Genomic DNA, 24,518 nt, shown 5'->3' with positions numbered 1-24,518 from the left:
TCCTTCAGAAAAATGGGCATCGAGGGCGCTGCGGCTCACTCGACGCGAATCCAGGTCTGGGTGCGGCCCAGCATGGGCATGCCGACATAGCCGCGCACTTCCAGCTTCTTGCCGCCCTCGATGGGCTTGATGCGGACCTTGTAGATCTTGCCGTCATTGGGATCGAGGATCTCGCCGCCGTCCCACAGCTCGGCATCGTCGGCGTTCTTCTTGACATTGCGAACAATGGTCAGGCCGATCAGGGGCTGGTCCTTGCGGTCGTCGGCGCATTTGTCGCACTTGGACTCCTGCTTGGCGGGATCGACGATCTTCTCGATCTTGGCGCTGAAGACACCGGCGCTCTCGCTGATGCGCACCAGCGATTTCTCCTGCTTGGTCTTGTCATCGATGGTCTTCCACAGCCCGTTGGGCGTGGCTTGGGCCAGGGCGATGCCCGAGAGCAGGCTCAGGATGGTGGCAGCAACAAGCGATTTCATGGTGTCTCCTTTATGGCGTTATTGAAATCAAGAAAATCAGAACAGCGCTTCGTCCATCTCCATCAGCGGGTTCAGGCCGGCGCGCGCGGTGCGGATCAGCGAGGCGGTCTCGGGCAGCAGCTTCGCAAAATAGAAGCGCGCCGTCGAGAGCTTGGCGGTGTAGAACGGGTCGCCCGAGTCCTTTTTCTCCAGTGCGATCTTGGCCATGCGGGCGAAGAAGTAGGCAAAGGTCAGATGGCCGACGACGCGCAGATAGTCGACCGCAGCGGCGCCCACCTCGTCGGGGTTGCCAAAGGCCTTCATGCCGATCTCGGTGGTCAGCTTGGTGACCTTGTCGCCGATATCGGCCAGCGGGTTGATGAACTCCTGCATCGCCTCGTTCGTGCCCTCTTCCTCGACGAAGGCGGCAATCTTCTTGCCGAACTTCTTCAGCGTGGCGCCGTTGTTGGACAGGATCTTGCGGCCCAGCAGGTCCAGCGACTGGATCGTGTTGGTGCCTTCATAGATCATGTTGATGCGGGCATCGCGCACATATTGCTCCATGCCCCACTCGTGGATGAAGCCATGGCCGCCGAAGACCTGCATGCAGTGCGAGGTGGCGATCCAGCCGTTGTCGGTGATGAAGGCCTTGATGATGGGGGTCAGCAGCGCGACCTCGGCCTCGCATTCCTTGCGCTCGTCCTCGTCGTCCGAGCTCAGCGCCTTGTCCAGCTGCAGGCCCACATAGGTATTCAGCGCGCGGCCGCCCTCGGCATAGGCGCGCGCGGTCAGCAGCATCTTGCGCACATCGGGGTGCACGATGATGGGGTCGGCCGGCTTGTCCAGCGCCTTCGGGCCGCTCAGCGCGCGCATCTGGATGCGGTCCTTGGCGTAGGCCACGGCGTTCTGGTAGGCCACCTCGGTCAGGCCCAGCGACTGGTTGCCCACGCCCAGGCGGGCGGCGTTCATCATCACGAACATCGCGGCCAGGCCCTTGTTGGGCTGACCGACCAGGGTGCCGACGGCACCGTCCAGCACGATCTGTGCGGTGGCATTGCCGTGGATGCCCATCTTGTGCTCCAGGCCGCCGCAATAGACCGGGTTGCGCTCGCCCAGGCTGCCATCGGCATTGACCTTGAACTTCGGCACCACGAACAGCGAGATGCCCTTGGAGCCCTCGGGCGCCTCCGGCAGGCGGGCCAGCACCAGGTGGATGATGTTGTCGGCCATATCGTGCTCGCCGGCCGAGATGAAGATCTTCTGGCCGGTGATCTTGTATGTGCCGTCGGCCTGCGGTTCGGCCTTGGTGCGCAGCAGACCCAGATCGGTGCCGCAATGCGGCTCGGTCAGGCACATGGTGCCGGTCCACTCGCCGCTGGTCAGCTTGGGCAGATAGGTGGCCTTCTGCTCGGGCGTGCCATGGGCATGCAGGGCCTCGTAGGCGCCATGGCTCAGGCCCGGGTACATGGTCCAGGCCTGGTTGGCCCCGTTCAGCATCTCGTAGAAGCCCTGATTCACGATCACCGGCAGACCCTGGCCGCCGTACTCGGGATCACAGCCCAGCGCCGGCCAGCCGCCCTCGACGTACTGCTTGTAGGCTTGCTTGAAGCCCTTGGGCGTGGTCACCTCATGGGTGCTCTTGTCCAGGGTGCAACCCTCGGCGTCGCCCGACAGATTCAACGGCGCGATCACTTCCGCCGCGAACTTGCCACCCTCTTCCAGCACCGCATTGATGGTGTCGGCGTCGATGTCGGCATGGGCCGGCAGCATCTTGAGCTCATCGACCACGTTCAGCAGCTCGTGCATCACGAACTTCATGTCGCGCAGCGGTGGGTTGTACTGGGGCATGTCTAACTCCTCGGTTTCGATTCAATTCAGAACGGGTTCAGGTCTGGGGCCGCTTGCCGGTCTTCTTGGCGGCGGCCGCCGCGGATTTGCTGCCGGCGGCCTGCAGGCCTTCGGGCGTGGCATAGAAATTCACGATGCGCTCGAAGCCGACGCCGGCACGCTCCAGCGCGCCGGGTCGGCGCAGAAAGCGCGCGTCGTGGTGCAGGGACAGGATCAGCCCGTGCAGTTCAAACAAGATCTGTTCCACATCGGCATCGGCGCGCAGATGGCCGGCCTGCAGCGCCAGCACGATGGCCTTGTGCAGCGCCGCGTGCCAGGCCTTGACCATGCTGACCAGGGCGTCGCGCACCGGGCCGGGCCGGTCGTCGAACTCGACCGCGCCGCTGATGTAGATGCAGCCCGAGTCGATTTCCACCGAGACCCGGCGCACCCAGTGCTCGTAGAGCGCGCGCAGCCGCGGCAGGCCGCGCGGCTCGCGGATCGCGGTGAAGAACACCTCTTCCTCGAACTTGGCGTGATATTCCATCACCACCGCGATCTGCAACTCCTCGCGCGAACCGAAATGGGCGAACACGCCGGACTTGCTCATCTTGGTGACGTCTGCGAGCGCGCCGATCGACAAGCCCTCCAGCCCCATATGCGAGGCCAGGCCCAGGGCCGCCTCCAGGATGGCGGCGCGGGTCTGCTGGCCTTTTTGCAGGGAGCGCACGCCGCGGCGAGGCATCTCGTCGCCGTCGGTGGGCTTGGGGCTGGGCAGGGCGGACACGGTGCTGGGGGACTCTGTGGAATTCGCTGGAAAGCCGAATAATAAAACGAACGGTCGTTCTATTTTGCAGAAATCGACAGAAGGCCGTGCAAGTATTCGTGGCGATTTCTAGAGCCGCCCGCCTAGAAGTTCACGCCAGCCCGCCAGTCTGGGTCGCGCAGATGTCAGGCCGTTGACGCTGTGGCCGCCGGCGCACAGTGCCTGTCTGCGGGGCTTCAGCACTTGAGTCAGTACGCACTCTTGCAGTACGCTGCGGCCAGGAGGTCAATGCTGTGGATGTTCTTCAACTGGATGTCTCCGGCCGGCCGCAAGCCTGGATCACGACCAAGGAGGCCGCCGTGATCTATGCCAGCGACGGCGTGGCCTGGACTCTGGGCAACCCCTGTCATGTGATGCGCGGCGGCCTGCAGCGCCGCACCGGCCTGCAGTCGCGCATCGAGGTCCACCCCATCATCGCGGTGCGCGGGGCCGTGCCCAGCCGTGCCTGGCGCTCGGCGCCGGCGCTGTCCAATCCCAAGCTCTTCGTGCGCGACCGCTATGTCTGCGCCTACTGCGGCCACAGCCACCACGCCGACGACCTGACCCGCGAACACATCATCCCGACCTCACGCGGCGGCCGCGACAGCTGGATGAACTGCATCACCGCCTGCCGCGGCTGCAACGGCCGCAAGGGCAGCCGCCTGCCCGAGGAGGCCAATATGAGCCTGCTCTATCTGCCCTATGTGCCCAGTCTGCACGAGGACATGATTCTGCGCGGCCGCCGCATCCTGGCCGACCAGATGGAGTTCCTGCTGGCCAGCGTGCCCCGCTCCAGCCGGCTGCATGCCTGAGTAAAGACTTGTTGCATCGCCGGCGCCCGCCGGTCAACCGCTTCACAATACGGACCGTTGGGCTCAGATCTGCCCCGAGGAGACCGTGATGAAGAAGTTGTTGATTGCCGCCGCCGTGGTGACCCTGGCCGCCTGTTCGACCACCAGCCCCGATGTGGTGCAACGCGGCGATGCCCAGCGCATGTCCCAGGTCCAGGACGGCACCGTGCTGTCGGTGCGCCCGGTCACGGTCGATGGCTCGCAAAGCGGTGTCGGCGGCGTCGCCGGTGGCGTGGTCGGCGCGATTGCCGGCTCCAATGTCGGCGGCCGGCGCGAGGGCCAGATCGTCGGCGTGCTCGGCGCGGTGGCCGGTGCGGCACTGGGCAATGCGATCGAGCGCAATGTCACCAAGGAAGAGGCGGTCGAGATCCTGGTCCAGCTGCGCAACGGCGAGCGCCGCGCCATCGTCCAGGCCAAGGGCAATGAAACCCTGAACCCCGGTGAGTCGGTGATCCTGGTCACCACCGGTGGCAAGACCCGGGTGACCCGCGCCCCGGTGATCAGCGGGGCCGCCAGGAGCTGAGCCCTGCCGTTCTTGGCAGCTCTTGGCGGCGCTCGTTTCATCCAGCGTGGGTTGTTGCAGGGCCGCTGACGGCCAGGCGCAACGTATGCTTGGCGCTCCTATCAAACGCAGGAGAATGAAACGATGCCCGCCACCCTGACATCCGCGCTGAGCCTGGCCGGCCGCGTGCTGCTGGCCCTGATCTTTGTGCTGGCCGGTCCCGGCAAGCTGGCCAACCCGGCCGGCACCGCCGCCTATATGGCCAGCTCCGGCCTGCCCGCCAACCACCTGCTGGCCCTGGCCGTCGGCGCTTTCGAGCTGCTGGCCGGCCTGGCCCTGATCGTCGGCTTCCAGACGCGCTGGGCTGCGCTGGCGCTGGCCGGCTTCACGCTGGTGGCCAGCTTCCTGTTCCATGCCTTCTGGGCCCTGCCCGCCGAGCAGCAGATGATGCAGCAGCTGCTGTTCATGAAGAACATCGCGCTGGCCGGCGGCCTGCTGGTGCTGGCCGCGCATGGCGCGGGCGCGCTGAGCCTGGACGCGCGCCGCCGGCACTCATGAGTCCGCAGCCCTTCAGTGGGCGCGGCGCTCGCGCCGACCGGCGAACACCCAGGCCACAGCCAGCACGCCGGCAGCGCCCAGGCCCATGACCCAGGCCGAGCCGAAGCGCTCGACCGCCAGCCCGGCAATGCTGACCCCGGCCGACTGGCCGAGGAAGAAGCAGAAGGCAAAGGCCGACACTGCGGCGCCGCGCTGCGCCGGCGCCATCTGTGTGGCATTGAGCTGCAAGGTGTTGTGCAGCATGTAAAAGCCCAGGCCTGCCAGCAGGCAGGCCGGCGCCGCCACCCACCAGGCCGGCGTCAGCGCCAGGCTCAGCAAGGCGATGAACAGCAGCCCCCCGCCCCAGCGCGCCAGCCCCACCTCGCCCAGGCCCTTGACCAGCCGCGTCGAGCCCAGCGCGAACACAAAGCCGCCCAGGCCGAACAGCATCACCAAGGAGCCGGCCAGCGACAGCGACAGCCCAAAATGCCCGTGCAGATGCGAGGCGATGAAGGCGAAGGGGCCGTAGAGGAACAGCCCCTCCAGAAACACCGTCAGCAGGACCACGCGCGCCCAGGGCAGGCCCAGGATGTGCGAGAAGTCGTCGATCATGCGGCGCAGCTGCGAGCCCTCGGCCGGCCGCATCTGACGGGCGTGCGCCGGCAGCTGGCGGTTGACACGCCACAGCGCCGCGCTGATCAGCACGAACAGGCCTGCCAGCATGAAGAAAGGCGTGCGCCAGCTCAGATGGTCGGCCGCGAAACCACCCAGCCAGACGCCTGCCGAGAGCCCGACGATCTGGCCGATCAGAAAGCGCGCCAGCACCGGCTGGCGCCGTTCATAGGCCACCACATCGCCGATCCAGGCCATGGACAGCGGGATGATGGCCGCCGCCGTGGCCCCGGCCAGCACCCGCGCGAACAGCAGCCACTCGAAGCCGCCAGCCAGCGCGCACAGCAGCGAGGTAGCACCGCAGGCCAGCGTGGCCCAGGCGATCACCCGGTACTTGCCATAGCGGTCGCCCAGCGGCCCGAACACCAGCTGCGACAGGCCATAGGCGATCGAGAACAGGCTGATCACCTGCGCGGCCTGGCCCAGGCCGACGGTGAACTCCTGCGCGAGCCGCGGCAGCAAGGCATCGTTGACGCGCAGGGCCACCCCGCTGCCGAAGGCGGCCAGCGACAGGCAGGCGATGGCAAGAGCGGGGAGCTCGGCCGCAGGCTCGCCGGGAGCGCTGGCCAGTGGTGCTCGGGTGTTGGCTGGTTCCATGGGTCGGGCCATTCTTGCCGATACCGGCCGAACCAAGCAGCGATCAGGCGCGCCCATCGCACCAGCGATCGCCCCGCCGCTCAGGCCGCGCGGCCGCCCAGATAGAGCTCGCGCACCTGCGGGTCGCTGATCAGCTGATGGGCGGCGCCGGTCAGGGCCACCGTGCCCATCGACAACACATAGGCACGGTCCGAGATGCGCAGCGCCTCCATCGCGTTCTGCTCCACCATCAGGATGGCCACACCCTCCTTGGCACGCACCTGGACGATGGCCTCGAAGACCTCCTGCAGCATCTTCGGCGACAGACCGGCCGAGGGTTCATCAAGCAGCAGCATGCGCGGCCGCGGCATCAGCGCCCGCGCCAGCGCCAGGATCTGGCGCTCGCCGCCCGACAGCGAGGCGGCCGGCGCGGCGATCTTGCGCGAGAGCACAGGATAGAGCGCACACAGCTCCTCGATGCGCGCGCCCACCTGGCGCTCGGCCAGGTGATGGCCGCCGACCTGCAGGTTCTCGCGCACGCTCAGCGCCGCGAACACGTTCTCGGTCTGCGGCACAAAGCCCAGGCCGGCACGCTGGATCTTGCGGTGCACCGGCATGGCCGACACATCCCGACCCTCCAGCAGCACCCGGCCGCTGCGCGGCGTCAGGTAGCCGGCGATGGTCTTCAGCAAGGTACTCTTGCCGCAGCCGTTGGGGCCCAGCAGCGTGACGATTTCCCTGGCATCGGCGTGCACGCTCATGCCGCGCAGGATGTCCACCTCGGGCGTGTAGCCGGCGATGACGTTGTCGACGACGATCATTTAAGCCGCCTCCTTTTGCTTGACGGTATGCGCGGCACCGCCGCCCAGATAGGCCTGCAGCACACGCTCGTTGGACGCCAGCTCGGCGGGCTTGCAGCTGGCGACGATGTGGCCGCGATCCAGCACGATGCAGCGCGAGCAGACCTCGCGGATGAAGTGCATATCGTGCTCGACGATCACCAGGGTCATGCCCTGCCGGTTGAGCCGCTTCAGCGCGGCGACGATGTCGTTGCGCAGGTTCGGGTGCACGCCGGCGGTCGGCTCGTCCAGCATCAGCAGCCGCGGCTCGCCCATCAGCGCGCAGACGATGCCCAGCAGCTTCTTCTGCCCGCCGGACAGGGCCGCGGCCGGCAGATCACGTACGGGGGTCAGCAGCAGCTCGTCGAGCAGGGCCGTGGCCTTCACGCGGGCTGCGGCCTCGGCCTTCTTCGAGGCGGGGCTGCCCAGCAGGGTGGCCCAGAAACCGTGCTGCGTGGTCGCGGCGGCCATCGCGACCTCGATCACCGACATCTTCTTCGGCATGGCCGGCAGCTGGAAGGTGCGGCCGACGCCGGCCGCGACGATCCGGTGCGCCGGCAGGCGCCCGATCGCGCGGCCCTGCAGCAAGACCTGACCCGCGTCGATGGCCTCGAAGCCGGTGATGGTATTCAGCAGCGTGCTCTTGCCCGAGCCGTTGGGGCCCAGCAGGCCGACGATCTCGCCGGGCTGGATGCTGAAGCTGACGTCCTGCAGCACCTGGTTGCCGCCAAAGGCCTTGGCGACGGATTTCACATCAAGAATGGGACTGCTCATGGGATCTTGCGCAATTTCTCGCGGACGAGGCCCTCGCTGCGCCACAGCAGGCAGGCCAGCAGGATGAGGCCGATCAGGCCCAGGCGCAGCGCGCCCGAGACATCGGAGTCGAGTTGGAAATAGTCCTTGGCGAAGGGCACGGCCGCATAGGCCGCCTGCACCAGCAGCACGCCGACCAGCACGCCGGCCGTGTTGCCCAGGCCGCCTATCATCAGCATGGTCCAGAGCAGAAAGGTCTCGGAAGCCAGCATGTAGTCGGGCCCGACAAAGCTCATGTAGTGCGCATAGAGCGAGCCGGCCAGGGCCGTCAGCGCGGCCCCGGCCAGGATGGCGCGGGTCTTCAGCGACTTCAGGTCATAGCCCATGCAGGCGGCCAGCTGCGGCTCCTCGCGCATCAGGCGCAGGGCCCGGCCGAAACGGCCGTTGCCGACCCGGCTGCAGGCCAGCGCGGCGGCAGCCAGGGCCACGAGCACCAGGCCGAGGAAGCCCAGCGCGCTCCAGGGACGCGCCCAGGCGTCGAACAAGGAGGGAATCGCGCTGATGCCCTGGGCGCCGCCGGTCAGCCAGCCCTCGTTGGTGGCCACGGTGCGCAGGATCTCGGCGATCGCCAGTGTGGCAATGCCCCAGTAGTCCGAACCCAGCTGCTTGCCCAGCCGCGCGACGCAGCAACCCAGCGTGCAGGCCAGGGCCACGCCCAGCGCCGCGCCGAGCAGCGGCGAGTAGCCGGCCTGGATCGCGATGCCGGTGGCGTAGGCGCCCAGGCCCGCAAAGGCGATATGACCAAAGTTCAAGAGCCCGGCATAGCCGGCCTGCAGGTTCAGGCCCAGGGCCATCAGGCCGTAGATGCCGGCCACGGTCAGTGAGGAAACGAGGAAATCAAACACGGCGCACCTCACGGTCGAACAGGCCGTAGGGCTTGAACAGCAGGGCCAGCAGCAGGATCAGGAAGGAGGCGGCGCTGATATAGGAGACCGGCATGAAGACCATGCCCTGGCCACCGAACACAGCCAGCAGCGGGCCGAAGTTGATATTCGTCACCGCGGTCTCGGTCAGCGCGATCAGCACGGCGCCGGCCACCGCCCCCATCGGATTGCCCAGGCCACCGAGGATGGCGGCGGCAAACACCGGCAGCAGCAGGTCGTGGCCCAGATTGATGTGGGCACCGGTCGACAGCGCCAGCATGCTGCCGCCCAGGGCCGCGATCGCGCCGCTGCTGAAGTTGACCGCTCGGGTCAGACCCTCGGCATCCAGGCCGGAGGCGGCGGCCAGCGGCGCATTGCTGGCCAGCGCGCGCAGTGCGCGGCCCGTGCGGGTGCAGAACAGCAGCAGCGTGAAGACCAGCAGCACGGTCAGACTGGTGGCTACCGTCATCGCCTGCAGCGGCGTGATGCGCGCGTCCAGCAGCACCCAGGGGGCGGTCAGCGGCAGATTGAACATGCGCGGGAAGGAGCCCGCCAGGCCCTGCATGAAGGCGATGATCAGCATCGCCACGGCCAGCGAGCCTATCATCGTGATGGCCGGGCCAGCGCGCAGCAGGCGGCGGAACACCAGCAGATGCAGCAGCAGGGTCAGCACCCCAGTCAGCAGGCAGGAGACGAGGATGGCGGCCACCAGAGGCAGGCCGGCGGTCTGCAGGGCGAAGGTCATATAGGCCCCCAACATCGCGTACTGCACATGGGCGATATTGGGGAACTTGACCAGCCCGTAGACCATGCTCAGACCGAGGGCGATCAGCGCCAGGTCGGAGGCACGCAGCAGCGTGTCGACGAGAAATTGAAGCATGAGGAGGGGGCGTACAGCGAGGGGCAAGACCTGGCCCCGGCTGGTGCCGGGACCGGGGCGATCTATCAGCGGGGGACTACTTTCCCGTCGTATTTCAGCTTCGCGTAGGGCGGATCGATGCGCTGGCGCTGGTCATCAAACACGATGGGGCCGGTGACGCCCACATAGCCGCCCTTGCCCAGTTCCGTCAGCGCGGCCTGCACGGCGGCCGGCTCGGTCGACCTGGCCTTGTTCATCGCGGCGGCCGTCATCAGCACGGCGTCATAGGCATAGCCGGTGTAGGAGGTCTTGGTGCCTTCCTTGTACTTGGCATTGAAGGCGGCCTGGTAGGCCCGGCCGGCCTCGCCATAGACATTGCCGACCTCCATGCCCAGCTGCCCCTGGGCCACGGCGGCCGGCGTGTCGGACAGGCTCATGCTCAAGAGGATGGCGTACCAGGGCTTGGCGCGCAGGCCCAGCTCGAAGGCCTCGCGGTTCAGCACCGCGGACTCCTGGCCATAGGCGGTGTAGATATAGGCGTCGGGTTCGGCGCGCGACATCTGCTGCAGCTCGCGGCGGTAGGTGCTCTGGCCCTGGGTGTAGAGCACCTCGCTGACGATCTGGCCGCCCAGCTTGGTGAACTCTTCCTTGAAGCCGTGCGCAACGCCCTGGCCGTAGGCATTGTTGGGCGCCAGCATCGCGACCTTGCGATAGCCCAGTGCCCAGGTGTCGGCGGCCGAGAACTTGTTGCCCAGGTTCTCCAGGCCGATCAGGTTGAAGGAAGTCGCGCCGAGCTCGCGGATCTTGACGCTGGTGCTGGCGATATTGATGTGGGTGACGCCCTCCTTGACCAGGTACTGGGCCATCGGCAGCGTGATGCCCGACGAGTACTCACCGATCACGACCGGCACCTTGTCGACGCTGACCAGCTTGCGCGCCGAGTTCAGCGCCGTGGTCGGGTTTCCGCCCGAGTCCTCGACGATGACATTGAACTTCTTGCCGAGCACGCCGCCCGAGGCATTGACCTTGTCGACGGCCAGGGCCACGGCACGGCGCACGTCCTCGCCCACGGTGGCATTGGAGCCGGTCAGCGAGAGCACGGCGCCCATCTGGATGGTGTCCTGCGCCTGAACGGCGCTGCCGATCAGCGCCAGCAGTGCGAGGCTGGTCATACGAAGTTTCATCGTCGATCTCCGGTGGTGAGGTGGGTGGGGATGGGAATCAGCCCGCTTGCATATGCGGGTAGCGGTGGTCGAGTGCCGGCACGAAGGTTTCCTTGACCGTGCGTGGCGAGGTCCAGCGCAGCAGGTTCAGCGCCGAGCCGGCCTTGTCATTGGTGCCGCTGCGGCGCGCGCCGCCAAAGGGCTGCTGGCCGACCACCGCGCCGGTGGGCTTGTCGTTCAGATAGAAGTTGCCGGCGGCCTGGCGCAGGACCTGAGCCGCCTGCACCAGCGCCCCGCGCTCCTGCGCGAACACCGCGCCGGTCAGCGCGTAGGGACTGGTGCGGTCGACCAGTTGCAGCACCTCGTCCCATTGCGCATCGGCATAGACATGCACCGCCAGCACCGGGCCGAACAGCTCGGTGCTCATCAGGCGGTGGCCGGCATCAAGCACCTGGATCAAGGTCGGCGGGATGAAGAAGCCGACGCGATCATCGGCCCGGCCCGGGCTCAGGACCTTGGCCTGGGCATCGTCGCGGGCCGCGTCGATGGCCGCGGTCACGCGCTCGAAAGCGCGGCGGTCGATCACCGCGCCCATGAAGTTGCCGAAGTTGCTGACATCGCCGACGCGCACCGAGGCGATCAGGTCCAGCAGGCGCTCCTTGACCCGCGGCCACAGCGAGGCCGGGATGTAGGCACGCGAGGCGGCACTGCATTTCTGGCCCTGGTACTCATAGGCGCCGCGCAGCAGCGCGACGGCCAGCGCCTCGACATCGGCCGAGGCATGGGCCAGCACGAAGTCCTTGCCGCCGGTCTCGCCGACCAGACGCGGATAGGCGCGGTAGTTCGGCAGATTCTGGGCGGTCTGCAGCCACAGCTGGTCGAACACGGCGGTCGAGCCGGTGAAATGCAGGCCGGCGAACTGCTCGCTGGCCAAGGCCACCGCGCTGATCTGCTGCGCATCGCCGGGCAGGAAGTTGATCACGCCCGGCGGCAGGCCGGCCTCTTCCAGCAGTTGCAGGAACAGGTAATTGGACAGCGCCGCGGTGGCCGAAGGCTTCCACAGCACCGTGTTGCCCATCAGCGCCGGCGCGGTGGCCAGATTGCCGCCGATGGCGGTGAAGTTGAAAGGCGTGACCGCGTAGACAAAGCCCTCCAGCGGGCGGTAGTCGCTGCTGTTGCGCAGGCCCGGCGTGGAGACGGGTTGCATGGCCGCGATCTCGTGGGCGAACTGCACATTGAAGCGCAGGAAGTCGATCAGCTCGCAGGCGGCGTCTATCTCGGCCTGCTGGGCGGTCTTGCTCTGACCCAGCATGGTCGCGGCATTGAGGCGCTGACGCCAGGGGCCGGCCAGCAGGTCGGCGGCCTTCAGGAACACGCGCGAGCGCTCCTCAAGACTCCACTGCGACCAGTCGCGCTGTGCGGCAGCCGCGGCGGCAATCGCTTCGCGCGTCTGCGATTCGCCCGCCTGTGCGACCTGCGCCAAGCACTGCCCATGATCGTGCGGGCTGCGGATCTCGACCCGTGCACTGGTACGTATCTCGCGTCCACCAATCACCAGCGGAATGTCCTGCATCTGCCGCGACTGGGTCAGCAACTCGGCCTGCAGCGCGGCGCGCTCGGCCGAGCCCGGCGCATAGCCCAGCACCGTCTCATTGACGGCCCGATAGCCAGGGGCGCCCAGTGCGCAATCGATTCTTGTCATCTGTCTATTTATCCAAACAAGTACATATTGGATCCAATAATAGACTCAATGGATCCTGTTGCACAATAGCGTTTACGCGAGTTGCGGGACGGGACACCGATGGCAGCCAGAAAAGAAGCGAAGGCCCTGCATGAGGCGATTCGCGAACAACTGAGACAAGAGATCGTCAGCGGCGCCCTGCCCACCGGCACCCAACTGCGCCAGGACGCGCTGGCCACCCGCTTCAACGCCAGCCGCATCCCGGTGCGCGAGGCGCTGCGCCAGTTGGAAGCCGAGGGCCTGGTCGCCCACCAGCTCAACCGCGGCGCGGTGGTGGCCGGCATGAGCGTCGAACAGATCTGCGAGTTGCTGGACATCCGGGTGGCACTGGAATGCCACGCGGCGCGGCTGGCGGTGCCGCAGATGGTGGAGCGCGACTTCGCGGCCATGGAGGCCATCCTGAAGGCCTACTCGGAATCGCAGTCGATCCCGGAGTGGGCCGAGCACAACCGGCGCTTCCATCTGGCGCTGTCCGCCCCTGCCAACAACAAGCGGCTGCTGCGCCTGATCGAGGAGTTCTGCCTCAACACCGACCGCTACACCCATGTGGCAATGTCGCGCGCCACCGGCAAGGACAGGCCGCAGGAGGATCACTACCGCATCGTCGAGGCGGCACGGGCCGGCGATGCAGACCAGGTGGCCGCTCTGCTGGAGGTCCACATCCTGGATACCAAGAAAGAGCTGATGGCCAGTGCCCGCGCGCAGGACCGCGAGACCGGCTTGTCGCTGCGCTATTGAAACCTTGCATTCCCGCGCGGCGCTACCATATCTGCCCTGCGTGCCGCCCGGCCCGCCGCCCAACAAGACCTGCTCAGCGTGACCCTGCCCTCCGAATCCCCTGCCCTCCTGCCCGCCAAGGTGCAGCGCATCTCCAGCGCCCGCCTGCCCACCAAGCATGGCGAGTTCGTCGTCCATGTCTACCAGGCGGCCGACCATCCGGATGAGCATGTGGTGATCGTCAAGGGCGATGTGGCGCGTCCCGAGGTGCTGCTGCGCATGCACTCGGAATGCTTCACCGGCGACATCCTCGGCTCCCTGCGCTGCGACTGCGGCGAGCAGCTGGCGCTGGCGCTGCAGCGTATCGAGGCCGAGGGCGGCGTCGTGATCTATCTGCGCGGCCATGAGGGGCGCGGCATCGGCCTGGGCCAGAAGCTGCGCGCCTACGCGCTGCAGGACAAGGGGCTGGACACGGTGGAGGCCAATCTGGCCCTGGGCCTGCCCATTGACAGCCGGCGCTTCGACGCGGCGGCCGACATCCTGCGCGACCTCGGCGTGCAGTCGGTGCGTTTGATGAGCAACAACCCCTTCAAGGTGGCCGCGCTCAACGAGCTGGGCATTGCCGTGATCGCCCGTGAGGGCCATGAGGTCGAATCCAACGAGGAAAGCGGCCGCTCTCTGAAGACCAAGCGCGAGAAGCTCGGCCATCAGCTGCACATGCTGCCGTAATGGCACGGTTTTGTGCGCAGGGCGTTCACCCCTGACGCCGCGGCCGATTTCAAGCCCGCGATTAACCCTGATTCTGCAACGCTGCATTCCACGAACCCGCTCTTTTGATCTCGGTCCGTGCCCGGATCTGTTGCCCTATGCAACGGTGTCGAGGGACACCCGAGCATCGGTGGTCACATCCATCCGGTGGCCTCCCAACATCGAAAGACGAGTTCATGAAGTACAAGACTTTTGCCTTCTCCGCCCTGGCCCTGGCCGCCAGCTCGATGACCTTCGCCCAATCGAACAGCGGCAGCAGCCAGGTCACGCTGTATGGCGTGGTCGATGCCAATGTGCAGGTGCTGGATGGCGCCTCCACGCTGAGCCGTGTGCAGTCCGGCGGCCTGAACGGCTCGCGCTTCGGCATCCGCGGCACCGAAGACCTGGGCGGCGGTTTGCGCGCCTTCTTCACGCTGGAGTCCGGTGTCAATCTGGACGACGGCACCAATGGCCAAGGCGCCTTCTGGGGCCGTCAGGCCTTTGTCGGCCTGGCCACGCCCTACGGCAAGGTCTCGCTGGGCCGCCAGTACGGCAGCGTCTACGCGCTGACCAGCGACTTCAGCCAGTTCTCCAACAACAACACCGGCGCCTCGACCGCGGTGATCGGCGGCTTCGGCGGCTATGAGCCGGTGCGCGGCAGCAACAACACGGCCACCGGCAACGGCGGCCCGGCCCGCGTCAACAACTCGGTCAAGTTCGAATCGCAGAACTACGACGGCTTCAGCGCCGGTGCCTTGTACGGCGCCGGTGAGGTGGCCGGTGGCACCACCGACAACCGCATCGCCGACATCTACGGCCGCTACACCAAGAACGGCTTCGACGCGATGCTGTCCCTGGTGGACGACAAGGCCGATGTGATCGGCCAGAACATCCGTACCGTCTCGGCGGCGGCCGCCTACGATATGGGCAGCTACCGCTTCAACGGCGGCGTGATGCAGATCAACGACCGCAGCAGCGCCGACCGGGATGGCACCGGCTACTGGCTGGGCGCCAGCTACCGCCTCGGCTCGCACCTGCTCAAGACCCAGTACGTCCAGAGCAAGAACGACGGCAGGCTGGCCGACGGCAAGACCCAGGCCTTCGGCGTCGGCTACCAGTACGACCTGTCCAAGCGCACCGCGCTGTACTCCTCGCTGACCCAGTTCAAGAACGATGGCGTCGGCTACGCCAACCGCGCCGCCGGTTCGCTGTCCTCGGGTCTGACCAGCGCCTCGGACCGCGATCTGACCGAGGTCGTCGCCGGCATCCGCCACAGCTTCTAAGCCACCTGGCCTCTCGGCACAGCCCACCCCTTGCGGGTGGGCTTTTTCTTGGGCGCGCGTGATTTTGTAGGCGTCGTCCTACCGCGACACCCGCCGCGCGCCGGGAGACAAGGCCGGGAGGCTTCAAGATAATCGCGCCATCCCATGCTTGCCTGCCCGCCCCCCGCCGTCATGTCCGCCCTCCGCTGTTTTTTGGTCGAAGACAGTCCCACGATCCGGGCCGAGTTGATAGCCACGCTGGAAGAAATGTTGCCGCTGCAGGTGCTGGGCTGGGCCGACAACGAACACGATGCGCTCGAATGGCTGGAGGCGCCTGAGCATCAATGCGACCTGATCCTGATTGATCTGTTCCTCAAGAGCGGCTCGGGCATGGGGGTGCTGGCCACCGCCGGCAAGAAGGGTGCAGCCGCCAAGCGCGTGGTGCTGAGCAATTACGCCACCGTCGACATCCGGCGCCGCTGCCTGGCGATGGGGGCCGACCGCGTGTTCGACAAGTCCAGCGAGATCGACGAGCTGGTCGACTACTGCCGGACTATTGAATCAAGCCATTCTTGAGTGCGTAGTAGGTCAGATCGCTGTTCGAGGCCAGCTTCATCTTCTCCATTACCCGGGCCCGGTAAGTGCTGACCGTCTTGACGCTCAGGCACATCAGCTCAGCCATCTGGCCGACCGTCTCGCCCTGGGCCAGGCGCAGAAAGACCTGCAGCTCACGCTCGGACAACTGCTCGTGCGCTGGCTTGTCGTGATCGCCACCCAGACCCTCGGCCAGCAGCTCGGCCACCGCCGGCGTGATGTACTTGCGGCCGCGCGCCACCGTGCGTATCGCCAGCACGATGTCCTCGGGATCGCATTCCTTGTTCAGATAACCGCTGGCGCCCTGGCGCAGCAAGGTGGTGGCGTAATGGCTTTCCGGGAAACCGCTCAAGATCAGCACCGGCAGTTCGGGCGCGCGCGCCTTGATCGCGGCCAGCGCATCGACGCCGCCATGCTCGGGCATCGACAGGTCCATGATCAGCACATCGATCTCGCCGCCGCGCACCAGATCAAGCGCCTCGCGCCCGTTGGCGGCTTCGCCGGTGACGCTGATGTCGACCTGCTCGGCCAGATACTGGCGCAGGCCGGCGCGGACAATGGCATGGTCATCAACGATGGCAACACGGATCATGATGGCTGCAACGGCGCGCGTCGTCTTGAGATGAACACCGGGAGAGTTTAGGTCATGCATGCCGATCAATTTGCCTTGCTGGAGCGACTGCAACGCAGTGCTTACATCTTTCCGCTGGCGGTGCTGGCTGCCGCGCTGATGATCAGCATCAGCGAAAGCAGCTATGTGAAGGCGCGCGGCACGCTCACCGAGCTGACCGAGATGGGCCGCGCGCGGCTGATGATCTACAACATCAAGCTGCGCGCCACCGATGCCGAATCGGCCCAGCGCGGCTATCTGCTGACCCGCCGCCGCGAATATCTGGGCCCCTACGAAGAGGCCAACGAGGACCTCGGCCGCGCGATGAAGAGCCTGCGCGCCCACTACCAGCAGCTGCAGGACGCGCAGGCCCTGGCCCTGCTCGCGCAGCTGGAGCAGGCGGTGGGCGCCAAGATGGGCGAGCTGGCCGAGGTGCTGGAGCGCCAGGAGCGCGGCCGCGCCGATAGCGCGCTGGAGCTGATACAGGCCGGCATCGGCCGCGACCAGATGGAGCTGATACGCGCGCGGGCCGAGGAGCTGATGCACCGCGAGAACCTGCGCGTCGGCGCGGGGCTGCGTGAGGTCGTCAAGGCGCTGCTGCAGAACCGCATCGGCGTGGCCGCGATGACCGCGCTGAGCCTGCTGGCCCTGGCCATGTATCTGCGCCAGAGCCGTGCGCTGTCCCGGCAAAGGCTGGCGCTGGCCGAGGCCGTCAAGGCCGAGCGCGACCTGCTGGAGAGCGAGGTCCATCGCCGCACCGAGGAGCTGACCCAGCTGGCCACCCATCTGCAGAGCGCCCGCGAGGACGAGCGCAGCCGGCTGGCCCGCGAGCTGCATGACGAGCTCGGCGCGCTGCTGACCGCCGCCAAGCTCGATGCCGCTCGCATCAAACCCAAGCTGCCGCCCGAGCTGCAGGAGCGGCTGAGCCATCTGAACGAGGCGCTCAACAGCGGCATCGCGCTGAAGCGCCGCATCATCGAGGACCTGCGCCCCTCCTCGCTGACCCATCTGGGCTTGCTGCCGGCGCTGGAGATCCAGGCCCGCGAGTTCAGCGAAAGGCTGGAAGTGCCGGTGCTGACCGAGCTGGAGGCGGTGCCGCTGTCGCCGCGCGCCGAGCTGACCCTCTACCGCCTGGTCCAGGAAGCCTTCACCAATATCGCCACGTACGCGAACGCCAGCGAGATCCAGGTCAGGCTGCTGAACCGCGACGGCCGCGCGCTGATCGAGGTGCGCGACAACGGCCAGGGCTTCGACACCCAGCAGCAGACGCTCTCCTCGCACGGCCTGCTGGGCATGCGCTACCGGGTCGCGGCCGAAGGTGGACAGCTGATGATCAGCTCGGTGCGCGGCCAGGGCACGGTGCTCAGCGCCAGCCTGCCTCTCCCCGCCTCGCCGCCCGCCACGCCCCTGTAGGACCGCGCCTACAAAAGCGTCCGCCGCCGCCTCACAGCCGCACGGGCGCTGCGCTGCTGGGCCGCGCATGACCGGATTCCTATAGTGAAGCCATCAAATCTTCACTAGGAGCCCCTCTCATGCTGCACTACGCCGTTGTCTTCTTCCTGATCGCCCTGGTGGCCGCTGTGTTCGGCTTTGGTGGCATTGCCGCCGGTGCCGTTGGCATCGCCAAGGTGCTGTTCTTCGTCTTCGTGATCATGGCCCTGGTCACGTTCGTGATCGGCCTGATGCGTCGAGGTTGAACCCGTTCGCTGTCATCACACCCAAGGAGCTACTCATGAAAATCACGACACAACAGTTGGCCATTTATGCAGGCGTCAGCCTGTCAGCCCTCGCCCTGATCGCCTGCCAGCCCAAACCTGATGAACCGACGGTCGGCCAGAAGGTCGATGGCGCCATCAGCCAGGCCGAGCAAAGCGCCGAGCAGGCCAAGGCCAAGGCCGAAGAGATGGCCCGCGATGCCAAGACAGCCGGCGGCGCTGCGATGGACAAGGTCGAGACCGGCCTGGGCGACGCGGCCATCACCGCCAGCGTCAACGCCGAGCTGGCCAAGGACGCTCAGCTCAGTGCCTTGAAGATTGACGTCGACACGCGCGAAGGCCGGGTCGCGCTGAAGGGCACAGCCCCCACCGCCGACGCGCGCGAGCGCGCCACCCAACTGGCCTCTGCGGTCAAGGGTGTGATCAGCGTCGACAACCAGCTGAGCATCGAATCGCGTGGCTGAGTGAGCCCGCAATCCCAAAGGGAGCCGGCCGACATGCAAGCCCTTGCCGACATCAGCCAGGCCACCCGCCTGGAGGGGCTGAGCCCGGCCATGCAAAGCTATCTGCGCGAACGGGTCAGCGAAGCCGGGGCCGACGCGCCCTGGCTGCTGCCGACCCAGTGGCAGATGCGGCTCTACCAATGCCTGGGCGATGCGGGCAGCGCCCGCGCCCTGTGCCGGGACTTGCTGGACCTGGCCGACACCGCAGCGTCAGACGATGCCGGCCTCGTCGCCGTCTTCGAATGCGCGCCCTGCCAGGACCGTCGTTCCTTCGAGGCCAGCCTGGCCACCCATCTGCGTCTGATGCAGCAGTTCGACACCCGGCTGTCGCTGACCCATCTGCGCGGTCATATCGATGAGGCCTGGCTGCAGATCATGTCGCGCAGCGTGCGCATGATTGCGCTGCACGCCGACGCCGAGCGCTTGTCGCGCGTGCTGCCCTGCCCCGTCCTGGCCTTCTCCATGCTGTGAACACGGCCACGCCTCAGAGCCGCGGCCGGGCCCGCTCCAGCAGCCGTCGGCAGGCCTGCAACATCTGCTGATCGGCGGCGCTATTGCCGCTGTCCATCAAGGGCAGCACCGCCGCCAAGGGATTGATCAGGCCCAGCAGCACGGCCGGCACCAGCCGGCGCATCAGCGGCTGGGCCTGCAACTGCCACTGCGGATCGGCGAGGCTGCCGCTGATCTGCACCGGCGTGCGCAGCGACAGCGGGCTGAATTCCTTCGGTGCCACCCGCAGACGCAGATCCAGCTGCTCGCTGGCCAGCGACAGACGGCCCTCCATCCACAGCGTCGAGTCCTCGGTATCGAGCACCAGCGCGCGTGGCACGACCTGACCCTCAGACACATCCAGATCGGCCAGCGCGCAATGCAGGGGTAGCGCACTGTCACCCCGCAGCAGCAGGCCCAAGCCTTGCGCCAGATCGACACCGGCAGCCTCGACGGCCAGATGCGAAATCGCGCCCTGCGACAGCGTCGCGGTGACCCGACCGCGGGCGCTGGCCAGCAGCTCGGCGGTCGAACGCCCCTGGCCACTGAGTTTCAGCCGGCCGCGCATCTGGCCGCTGATCCAGGCCGGCTGGCCCGGCGTGCGGCTCTGGCGCAGCCAATGCGCGAGATCGACCTCGGCCCAGTTCAGCTCGGTCTGCCACAGCGCCAGCGCAGCGCGCCCGTCCAGCCTGATGGCGCCGGCCAGGCGGCCGTGCGAGGTGCCGGCCTGCAGATCCTGCAAGCTCAGCACCCCGTCCTGCAGCAGCAGCCGTGCGCGGGCCGGCGCCAGCGTATCGGCCAGCGCGCTGCCGAGCTCGATGCGTTGCAGATCGATCTTCACATCGGCATCCATCGCCCGCAGCGAGGGCAGATCGAATTGCCGTCTGGGCAACACGCGATCACCGGCCGCGCGGGGGCCGGGCTCGACCGGCACGCCGATCGCCGGCCCCAGATCGGCCAGCCACAAGGCCTCGCCGCCGAGGCGGCCACTCAAGGCCGGACGCCCGCTCGCCTCCTGCAGCACGAAACTGCCGTTCAGGCGGCTGCGACCCAGCCGGGCCTGCTCCACCTCGACCTGCCAGCGCTGGCCTTCATGGGTCAGGCGCCCTTGGAACTTGAACGCTGCGGTGCTGGGCAGGGTCAGGCCCAGCGCATCGCCGATGGCCGATAGCGAAGGCCCGGCGAGCCGGTAACTCCCGGCCAGGCCTTGCAGGCCCAGCAGCTCGCGCAGCGAACCCTCGAAATCCAGCGACGTCGCGCCCGCTCGCAGCTGCAGGCGCAGCGGCACCGCCGCCCCGCCGCCGGCATTGACCCAGGGCAGCGGCGAGGCCGTGTCCAGCCAGGCTTGCAAGGGCCGCCCCAGATACTCGCCATGGGCGGTGGCAAACAGACCACCGTCGCGGCCATCCCGATCGGCGATCGCAAAGTCGATCGTCGCGCTGAGGCGGCGCGGTCGGTCGTTCAGCAAGATGCGGCCGCCGCCCAGCCGCAGCTGCTCGAACTGCAGCAAGGCGGTGCCCTCGCTGGATTGCGGACCGGTCTGCAACGTCCAGCTGGCGCGGCCCTGCGGGTCGCGCCACAGATCGAGATCGGCCGAGCGGGCCTGCAGCGAGCGCACGCGCAGGCTGCCGCCGCCGCGCCAGTCCCACAGATCCCAGTAGCGCAGTCGCAACTCCACCGCTTCGGCGCGCAGTGTCGGCGTCTGCGCCCGCCAGGCGGGACCGGCGATCAGCAGATGGTCGGCCCGCAGCCGCAGGCCGCCAAGCAGGCGCAGCTGCAGCACGGCCGCACCCTCAGTGCCCGACGCGAAACGGACTTCGCGGCCCAGGCGCTGAGACAGCATCTGCGCCAGCGGCGCAGCCAGCCAGGGCCAGCCCAGGCTCTCGCCGATGGCAATGCCGCCGACACACAGGGCCAGACCGATCACAGTCAGGCGCAGCTTCATCAGAATCCGATCGGAGGATGGTGCGTGCTAAAAAAAAGCCACCCGGCGCGTACTCGCGACGGGTGGCCGAGGCTGCGGTCCCTTGGGGGCTCAGGATCGCACAGACAACTCGTTCTTGACCTGCTTGACGCCGCTGACGCCGCGCGCCAGCGACTCGGCCATCGCACGCTCGTTCTGGCTCTTCGCAAAGCCCGACAGCATCACGGTGCCGTTGAGCGTCTCGACGCTGATCGCGGCCGCGTCGACCTGCTTGCTCTCGACAAACTTCGCCTTCACCGCCGTCGTGATGGCCGAGTCATCGATATAGGCGCCGACCGTGGACTGGCCACGGCTGACGGCGCAGCCCTGCAGGGCCACCAGGGACAGAGCAGTTGCCAATGAAATAACGATTGCACGGGTAGACATGATCATCAGAGTTCTCCTTAGGTTTTATTGCTGGACCGGCGGCTGGCTGACAGCCTCGGTCGTGTCGTACAGAAACGGGAAAGCCACTTCGTAGCCCAGCTCAAGAGCGGCCGCATCGACCGGCTCAAGCGGCGCCTGCGGGGCCCACAGGGCTTGAGGGAAATCACTGAAACTCATGGGATCCTCCTGTTGCGGTGGGCCGCCTTGGACTGATCAGCGCTTACTTCTTCTTGCTCAACTCTTACTTCTTCTTGCTCAACTCATTGCCGATGGCGCCGCCAACCACCGCGCCGCCGACCGTGCCCACGGTGCTGCCGCCGGTGGCGGCCGCACCGACCACCCCGCCGACCACCGCGCCGACCGCGGTATTGGCCTCGCGCTTGCTCATGCCGGCACAGGCGCTGAGGCTGAGCGCCAGCGTGGCGATAGCCAAGGTGGAGAGAAGACTGTGTCTGTTGATTTTGTTCATGCTGGACTCCTGTAAGGGATGGGATCAGTGTGCGCGGCGAGGCGGTCGACAAGAATCAGCCAAGCTCGCGAAGCCGTGTCAGACAGCGCCGACAACACTCACAAACAGCAACGCATGCAAGCCCCCATCTCAGCGCGCTGCCGGGAAAACCCGCAAAATCACGAGAGAAACACTCTCCGGCCGGTATCCACCACGCCATCAATGGACAGACTCACCGCCCCCTCCACCACACCACAAGCCAGCCTGCCGAGCTCCAGATGGCTGACCCTGCCCGCCCCGCTGCTGGCCGCCCTGTTGGCCGTGCTGCTGTGGCTGAGCCTGGCCCCGCCCCAGGTCATGCATGTGATGCGCGAGGGTGGCCCGATCGAGGGAATGACCGAGATCCTCTACTTTGTGCTGGCGGCCGCGCTGTGGTTGAGTTCGCGCGCGGCGGGCGAGTGGCGCACGACGCTGGCGCTGTCGGTGATGCTGGCCGCGGCCGGCGCGCGCGAGATGGACCTGCACAAGCACTGGACCGGCACCAGCGTGCTCAAGGTCAGCTTCTATCTGCGCGACGCACCGCTGCATCAGAAGATCGTCGCCTTCGTGATCCTGGCGCTGATCGCCGCGGCCGCCATCGACCTGCTGCGCCAGCATGGCAATGCGCTGTGGCAGCGCCTGAAGGCGCGCGAGCCGGTGGCCTGCAGCATCGCGCTGTTCTTCGTCACGATGGCCATCAGCAAGGTGCTGGACCGCTCGATCAACGTGCTGGCCGAGGACTTCGGCATCGCCAGCTCGGCCTCGGTGCTGGCCCTGGTCTCGGCGCTGGAGGAGACGGTGGAGCTGTCCCTGCCGGTGATGGCCGGCCTGGCGCGCTGGCAGTATCTGCGGCTGAGGCCCTGAGGCGAGTTGCCTCGCGCGGCCATCGCCAGCCGCGACGCTCCTCATCAATTGTGGCGAGGCGCCGTCGTTGCTAGGGATAACGCTTTGTCGCCGCCTTCCTAGACTCGCTCAAGCACTGCAGAGTTGCCAGCCCGGCAGCTCGGTGCCTTGATACCAGGGGGCAGTCATGAAGCAATCACGATCAATGAAAAGCGGTGGCTCGGCGATGAGTGGCTGCGAATGCCAGGGCGGCATGGCCGGTGCGATGGACGACGAGGCGGCGTCCTCCACCCAATATGCGATGGGCGCTGGAGTCATGGACGGTGGCGCCCGAGCCGAGGGCGATATGCCCGGCGGCGGCATGGATGGTGGCAATGGCGGAGGCGCCGGAGGCGATGATGGCGGCATGCCCGGTGGAGGCGGCATGGGTGGCGGTGATGCGCCGAGCCATGGCGGTGGCGATGAGGCCACGCCCCATGCGCGCAGTTGCGCCACCATGGATGTGCACCGCCGACTGTTGTCCACCGTGCCCGAGTACGCACGCATACGCGACGAGATCGAGAATCAGGCGATTGCCTACGAGCTAGGCGAGCGCAGCGCCGAGAGGCCTGGCGTCACCCGCATCCCGGTGGTCGTACATGTGGTGTGGAACACGGCGGCGCAGAACATCAGCGATGCCCAGATCAACAGCCAGATCGAGGTGCTGAATCGCGACTTCCGCCGCAGCAACCCCGATGTCGCTGCGACGCCGGCTCCCTTCATGCCGCTGACGGCCGATGCACGGCTGGAGTTCTATCTGGCTACGGTGGACCCCAATGGCGCACCGACCACGGGCATCGTGCGGCGCCAGACCACTGTCGCCTCGTTCAGCGGCAACGATGCGGTCAAGTCCCAGGCCAGCGGCGGCTCCAATGCCTGGCCGGCCGACCGCTATCTGAACATCTGGGTCTGCCAACTCGGCGGCGGCCTGTTGGGTTACGCACAATTCCCCGGCGGTCCGGCCGCGACCGATGGCGTGGTGGTCACGCACACGGGCTTCGGCACCACGGGCACGGCCGCAGCACCCTTCAATCTGGGCCGCACCGCCACCCATGAGATCGGCCATTGGCTGAACCTCAACCATATCTGGGGCGATGACGGCAGCGGCTGTACCGGCAGCGACAACGTGGCCGACACGCCCAACCAGGGCGGACCCAATACCGGCGCGCCGACCTTCCCGCGAGTTTCCTGCAGCAATGGCCCGAACGGCGATATGTTCATGAACTACATGGACTATGTCGACGACCGCGCGATGTTCATGTTCTCGGCCGGCCAGGTCGCACGCATGCAAGCCTGCCTGGACGGCCCGCGCGCCAGCCTGGGTCTGGCAGCCGGCGCCCCGCGCAGCAGCTCGGGCCCGGTGGTGGCCTGGGGCGCGAACCGCCTCGATGTCTTCGTGATCGGCAGCAACCGCGCCCTCTTTCACAAGTGGTGGAACGGCAGCGCCTGGGGACCCTCGCTCACCGGCTACGAGGCCATGGGCGGCATCTGCACCAGCACACCCCAGGCCGTCTCCTGGGGGCCCAACCGGCTCGACGTCTTTGTCACCGGCACCGACAGCCAGCTCTATCACAAGTGGTGGAACGGCAGCACCTGGGGACCCTCGCTCACCGGCTACGAGGCCATGGGCGGCGTCATCCAGGGCGAGCCCCGCGCCGT

28 protein-coding genes are annotated in these 24,518 nt (G+C 67.2%); 13 read left to right on the top strand and 15 right to left on the bottom strand.

All coding sequences use genetic code 11. The annotated features are described in order from the left end of the window. Positions 1–35 precede the first annotated feature (35 nt). The 3 genes from PO768_RS17830 to PO768_RS17820 are packed head-to-tail and all read right to left on the bottom strand — an operon-like array spanning position 36 to position 3,027. Positions 36–476, bottom strand: coding sequence for a DUF2147 domain-containing protein (locus tag PO768_RS17830; protein ID WP_272647120.1), 441 nt, complete (start codon positions 474–476; stop codon positions 36–38). A gap of 36 nt (positions 477–512) precedes the next feature. Next, the gene (locus tag PO768_RS17825) at positions 513–2,303 is read right to left on the bottom strand and encodes an acyl-CoA dehydrogenase C-terminal domain-containing protein (RefSeq protein ID WP_272647119.1); all 1,791 of its coding nucleotides are present in this window, start codon (positions 2,301–2,303) and stop codon (positions 513–515) included. Between the two features lie 37 nt (positions 2,304–2,340). Continuing rightward, positions 2,341–3,027, bottom strand: a complete 687-nt coding sequence (locus PO768_RS17820) for a TetR/AcrR family transcriptional regulator (RefSeq protein WP_272647126.1) — start codon at positions 3,025–3,027, stop codon at positions 2,341–2,343. A 314-nt stretch (positions 3,028–3,341) separates the two neighbouring features. On the opposite strand from PO768_RS17820, the gene PO768_RS17815 reads away from it, so the two are divergent. The 3 genes from PO768_RS17815 to PO768_RS17805 all read left to right on the top strand — a co-directional run bounded on the left by PO768_RS17815 (position 3,342) and on the right by PO768_RS17805 (position 4,998). Further along, the gene (locus PO768_RS17815; protein WP_137941211.1) at positions 3,342–3,899 is read left to right on the top strand and encodes an HNH endonuclease; all 558 of its coding nucleotides are present in this window, start codon (positions 3,342–3,344) and stop codon (positions 3,897–3,899) included. 88 nt (positions 3,900–3,987) lie between these two features. Further along, a complete protein-coding gene (locus PO768_RS17810) occupies positions 3,988–4,461 on the top strand; it encodes a glycine zipper 2TM domain-containing protein (RefSeq protein WP_137941212.1) in 474 nt (157 codons plus the stop codon). Between the two features lie 123 nt (positions 4,462–4,584). Then, positions 4,585–4,998, top strand: coding sequence for a DoxX family protein (locus tag PO768_RS17805; protein ID WP_272647118.1), 414 nt, complete (start codon positions 4,585–4,587; stop codon positions 4,996–4,998). A 12-nt stretch (positions 4,999–5,010) separates the two neighbouring features. Here PO768_RS17805 and PO768_RS17800 read toward each other — a convergent pair whose 3' ends face one another. From PO768_RS17800 to pruA, 7 genes are all read right to left on the bottom strand, one after another. Further along, entirely contained in the window at positions 5,011–6,246 is a 1,236-nt protein-coding gene (locus PO768_RS17800; protein ID WP_272647117.1) for an MFS transporter, read from the bottom strand. A gap of 80 nt (positions 6,247–6,326) precedes the next feature. Beyond that, entirely contained in the window at positions 6,327–7,046 is a 720-nt protein-coding gene (locus tag PO768_RS17795; protein ID WP_262970090.1) for an ABC transporter ATP-binding protein, read from the bottom strand. After that, positions 7,047–7,838, bottom strand: a complete 792-nt coding sequence (locus tag PO768_RS17790) for an ABC transporter ATP-binding protein (RefSeq protein ID WP_269838587.1) — start codon at positions 7,836–7,838, stop codon at positions 7,047–7,049. Continuing rightward, entirely contained in the window at positions 7,835–8,722 is an 888-nt protein-coding gene (locus tag PO768_RS17785; RefSeq protein WP_137941217.1) for a branched-chain amino acid ABC transporter permease, read from the bottom strand. Before PO768_RS17785 ends, PO768_RS17790 begins: the two co-directional genes overlap by 4 nt. Beyond that, entirely contained in the window at positions 8,715–9,620 is a 906-nt protein-coding gene (locus tag PO768_RS17780) for a branched-chain amino acid ABC transporter permease (protein WP_272647116.1), read from the bottom strand. The genes PO768_RS17785 and PO768_RS17780 overlap by 8 nt, the downstream gene beginning before the upstream one ends. A 65-nt stretch (positions 9,621–9,685) precedes the next feature. Further along, the gene (locus PO768_RS17775; protein ID WP_272647115.1) at positions 9,686–10,783 is read right to left on the bottom strand and encodes an ABC transporter substrate-binding protein; all 1,098 of its coding nucleotides are present in this window, start codon (positions 10,781–10,783) and stop codon (positions 9,686–9,688) included. A 37-nt stretch (positions 10,784–10,820) separates the two neighbouring features. Then, positions 10,821–12,464: an L-glutamate gamma-semialdehyde dehydrogenase gene (gene pruA, locus PO768_RS17770; RefSeq protein ID WP_272647114.1), complete on the bottom strand. Its 1,644-nt coding sequence runs from the start codon at positions 12,462–12,464 to the stop codon at positions 10,821–10,823. A gap of 99 nt (positions 12,465–12,563) precedes the next feature. Between pruA and PO768_RS17765 the strand changes: the two genes are divergently transcribed. From PO768_RS17765 to PO768_RS17750, 4 genes are all read left to right on the top strand, one after another. Next, positions 12,564–13,241 carry a GntR family transcriptional regulator gene (locus PO768_RS17765; RefSeq protein WP_272647113.1) on the top strand — a complete coding sequence of 226 codons (678 nt, stop codon included), beginning with the start codon at positions 12,564–12,566 and terminating at the stop codon, positions 13,239–13,241. 78 nt (positions 13,242–13,319) lie between these two features. Then, positions 13,320–13,949: a GTP cyclohydrolase II gene (gene ribA, locus PO768_RS17760; RefSeq protein WP_272647112.1), complete on the top strand. Its 630-nt coding sequence runs from the start codon at positions 13,320–13,322 to the stop codon at positions 13,947–13,949. A 215-nt stretch (positions 13,950–14,164) separates the two neighbouring features. Continuing rightward, positions 14,165–15,250, top strand: coding sequence for a porin (locus PO768_RS17755; protein ID WP_171018113.1), 1,086 nt, complete (start codon positions 14,165–14,167; stop codon positions 15,248–15,250). Between the two features lie 144 nt (positions 15,251–15,394). Continuing rightward, on the top strand, positions 15,395–15,805 hold the full coding sequence (locus tag PO768_RS17750) for a response regulator (protein WP_272647111.1): 411 nt from the start codon (positions 15,395–15,397) through the stop codon (positions 15,803–15,805). Here PO768_RS17750 and PO768_RS17745 read toward each other — a convergent pair. After that, positions 15,783–16,415 carry a response regulator gene (locus PO768_RS17745; protein ID WP_272647110.1) on the bottom strand — a complete coding sequence of 211 codons (633 nt, stop codon included), beginning with the start codon at positions 16,413–16,415 and terminating at the stop codon, positions 15,783–15,785. The two genes, PO768_RS17750 and PO768_RS17745, sit on opposite strands and share 23 nt — an antisense overlap. Positions 16,416–16,469: 54 nt before the next feature. On the opposite strand from PO768_RS17745, the gene PO768_RS17740 reads away from it, so the two are divergent. The 4 genes from PO768_RS17740 to PO768_RS17725 all read left to right on the top strand — a co-directional run bounded on the left by PO768_RS17740 (position 16,470) and on the right by PO768_RS17725 (position 19,122). Beyond that, a complete protein-coding gene (locus PO768_RS17740; protein WP_272647109.1) occupies positions 16,470–17,846 on the top strand; it encodes a CHASE3 domain-containing protein in 1,377 nt (458 codons plus the stop codon). A gap of 119 nt (positions 17,847–17,965) precedes the next feature. Then, positions 17,966–18,130, top strand: coding sequence for a DUF1328 domain-containing protein (locus PO768_RS17735; protein ID WP_266006770.1), 165 nt, complete (start codon positions 17,966–17,968; stop codon positions 18,128–18,130). Between the two features lie 35 nt (positions 18,131–18,165). Next, complete coding sequence (locus PO768_RS17730; protein ID WP_272647108.1) at positions 18,166–18,612, top strand: BON domain-containing protein; 447 nt, start codon at positions 18,166–18,168, stop codon at positions 18,610–18,612. A gap of 33 nt (positions 18,613–18,645) precedes the next feature. After that, the gene (locus tag PO768_RS17725; protein WP_272647107.1) at positions 18,646–19,122 is read left to right on the top strand and encodes a hypothetical protein; all 477 of its coding nucleotides are present in this window, start codon (positions 18,646–18,648) and stop codon (positions 19,120–19,122) included. A 13-nt stretch (positions 19,123–19,135) separates the two neighbouring features. Here the strand turns inward: PO768_RS17725 and PO768_RS17720 are convergent, their stop codons facing one another. The 4 genes from PO768_RS17720 to PO768_RS17705 all read right to left on the bottom strand — a co-directional run bounded on the left by PO768_RS17720 (position 19,136) and on the right by PO768_RS17705 (position 21,959). Further along, on the bottom strand, positions 19,136–21,085 hold the full coding sequence (locus PO768_RS17720) for an AsmA family protein (protein ID WP_272647106.1): 1,950 nt from the start codon (positions 21,083–21,085) through the stop codon (positions 19,136–19,138). A 90-nt stretch (positions 21,086–21,175) separates the two neighbouring features. Then, positions 21,176–21,490 carry a BON domain-containing protein gene (locus PO768_RS17715; RefSeq protein WP_137941299.1) on the bottom strand — a complete coding sequence of 105 codons (315 nt, stop codon included), beginning with the start codon at positions 21,488–21,490 and terminating at the stop codon, positions 21,176–21,178. 24 nt (positions 21,491–21,514) lie between these two features. Then, positions 21,515–21,667: a hypothetical protein gene (locus PO768_RS17710; RefSeq protein ID WP_171018114.1), complete on the bottom strand. Its 153-nt coding sequence runs from the start codon at positions 21,665–21,667 to the stop codon at positions 21,515–21,517. A gap of 64 nt (positions 21,668–21,731) precedes the next feature. Then, positions 21,732–21,959, bottom strand: coding sequence for a glycine zipper 2TM domain-containing protein (locus PO768_RS17705; protein ID WP_137941230.1), 228 nt, complete (start codon positions 21,957–21,959; stop codon positions 21,732–21,734). Between the two features lie 201 nt (positions 21,960–22,160). On the opposite strand from PO768_RS17705, the gene PO768_RS17700 reads away from it, so the two are divergent. Together PO768_RS17700 and PO768_RS17695 are read left to right on the top strand one after the other, a co-directional pair. Next, positions 22,161–22,841 (top strand): hypothetical protein, encoded by a 681-nt coding sequence (locus PO768_RS17700; protein ID WP_272647105.1) that lies wholly within the window; start codon positions 22,161–22,163, stop codon positions 22,839–22,841. A 184-nt stretch (positions 22,842–23,025) separates the two neighbouring features. Beyond that, a partial coding sequence (locus tag PO768_RS17695; protein WP_272647104.1) for a M43 family zinc metalloprotease occupies positions 23,026–24,518 on the top strand: 1,493 nt, incomplete at its 3' end.

This window comes from Paucibacter sp. XJ19-41 (assembly GCF_028462495.1).
GTDB lineage: Bacteria > Pseudomonadota > Gammaproteobacteria > Burkholderiales > Burkholderiaceae_C > Roseateles_E.
This window is presented reverse-complemented; position numbering and strand designations above follow the sequence as displayed.

Bases quoted from the DNA above. Each gene is read 5' to 3' on its own strand.
- PO768_RS17830 (WP_272647120.1), bottom strand. From the start codon at position 476: ATGAAATCGCTTGTTGCTGCCACCATCCTGAGCCTGCTCTCGGGCATC.
- PO768_RS17825 (WP_272647119.1), bottom strand. From the start codon at position 2,303: ATGCCCCAGTACAACCCACCGCTGCGCGACATGAAGTTCGTGATGCAC.
- PO768_RS17820 (WP_272647126.1), bottom strand. From the start codon at position 3,027: ATGCCTCGCCGCGGCGTGCGCTCCCTGCAAAAAGGCCAGCAGACCCGC.
- PO768_RS17810 (WP_137941212.1), top strand. From the start codon at position 3,988: ATGAAGAAGTTGTTGATTGCCGCCGCCGTGGTGACCCTGGCCGCCTGT.
- PO768_RS17805 (WP_272647118.1), top strand. From the start codon at position 4,585: ATGCCCGCCACCCTGACATCCGCGCTGAGCCTGGCCGGCCGCGTGCTG.
- PO768_RS17800 (WP_272647117.1), bottom strand. From the start codon at position 6,246: ATGGAACCAGCCAACACCCGAGCACCACTGGCCAGCGCTCCCGGCGAG.
- PO768_RS17795 (WP_262970090.1), bottom strand. From the start codon at position 7,046: ATGATCGTCGTCGACAACGTCATCGCCGGCTACACGCCCGAGGTGGAC.
- PO768_RS17790 (WP_269838587.1), bottom strand. From the start codon at position 7,838: ATGAGCAGTCCCATTCTTGATGTGAAATCCGTCGCCAAGGCCTTTGGC.
- PO768_RS17780 (WP_272647116.1), bottom strand. From the start codon at position 9,620: ATGCTTCAATTTCTCGTCGACACGCTGCTGCGTGCCTCCGACCTGGCG.
- PO768_RS17775 (WP_272647115.1), bottom strand. From the start codon at position 10,783: ATGAAACTTCGTATGACCAGCCTCGCACTGCTGGCGCTGATCGGCAGC.
- pruA (WP_272647114.1), bottom strand. From the start codon at position 12,464: ATGACAAGAATCGATTGCGCACTGGGCGCCCCTGGCTATCGGGCCGTC.
- PO768_RS17765 (WP_272647113.1), top strand. From the start codon at position 12,564: ATGGCAGCCAGAAAAGAAGCGAAGGCCCTGCATGAGGCGATTCGCGAA.
- PO768_RS17755 (WP_171018113.1), top strand. From the start codon at position 14,165: ATGAAGTACAAGACTTTTGCCTTCTCCGCCCTGGCCCTGGCCGCCAGC.
- PO768_RS17750 (WP_272647111.1), top strand. From the start codon at position 15,395: ATGCTTGCCTGCCCGCCCCCCGCCGTCATGTCCGCCCTCCGCTGTTTT.
- PO768_RS17745 (WP_272647110.1), bottom strand. From the start codon at position 16,415: ATGATCCGTGTTGCCATCGTTGATGACCATGCCATTGTCCGCGCCGGC.
- PO768_RS17740 (WP_272647109.1), top strand. From the start codon at position 16,470: ATGCATGCCGATCAATTTGCCTTGCTGGAGCGACTGCAACGCAGTGCT.
- PO768_RS17735 (WP_266006770.1), top strand. From the start codon at position 17,966: ATGCTGCACTACGCCGTTGTCTTCTTCCTGATCGCCCTGGTGGCCGCT.
- PO768_RS17730 (WP_272647108.1), top strand. From the start codon at position 18,166: ATGAAAATCACGACACAACAGTTGGCCATTTATGCAGGCGTCAGCCTG.
- PO768_RS17725 (WP_272647107.1), top strand. From the start codon at position 18,646: ATGCAAGCCCTTGCCGACATCAGCCAGGCCACCCGCCTGGAGGGGCTG.
- PO768_RS17720 (WP_272647106.1), bottom strand. From the start codon at position 21,085: ATGAAGCTGCGCCTGACTGTGATCGGTCTGGCCCTGTGTGTCGGCGGC.
- PO768_RS17715 (WP_137941299.1), bottom strand. From the start codon at position 21,490: ATGTCTACCCGTGCAATCGTTATTTCATTGGCAACTGCTCTGTCCCTG.
- PO768_RS17710 (WP_171018114.1), bottom strand. From the start codon at position 21,667: ATGAGTTTCAGTGATTTCCCTCAAGCCCTGTGGGCCCCGCAGGCGCCG.
- PO768_RS17705 (WP_137941230.1), bottom strand. From the start codon at position 21,959: ATGAACAAAATCAACAGACACAGTCTTCTCTCCACCTTGGCTATCGCC.
- PO768_RS17700 (WP_272647105.1), top strand. From the start codon at position 22,161: ATGGACAGACTCACCGCCCCCTCCACCACACCACAAGCCAGCCTGCCG.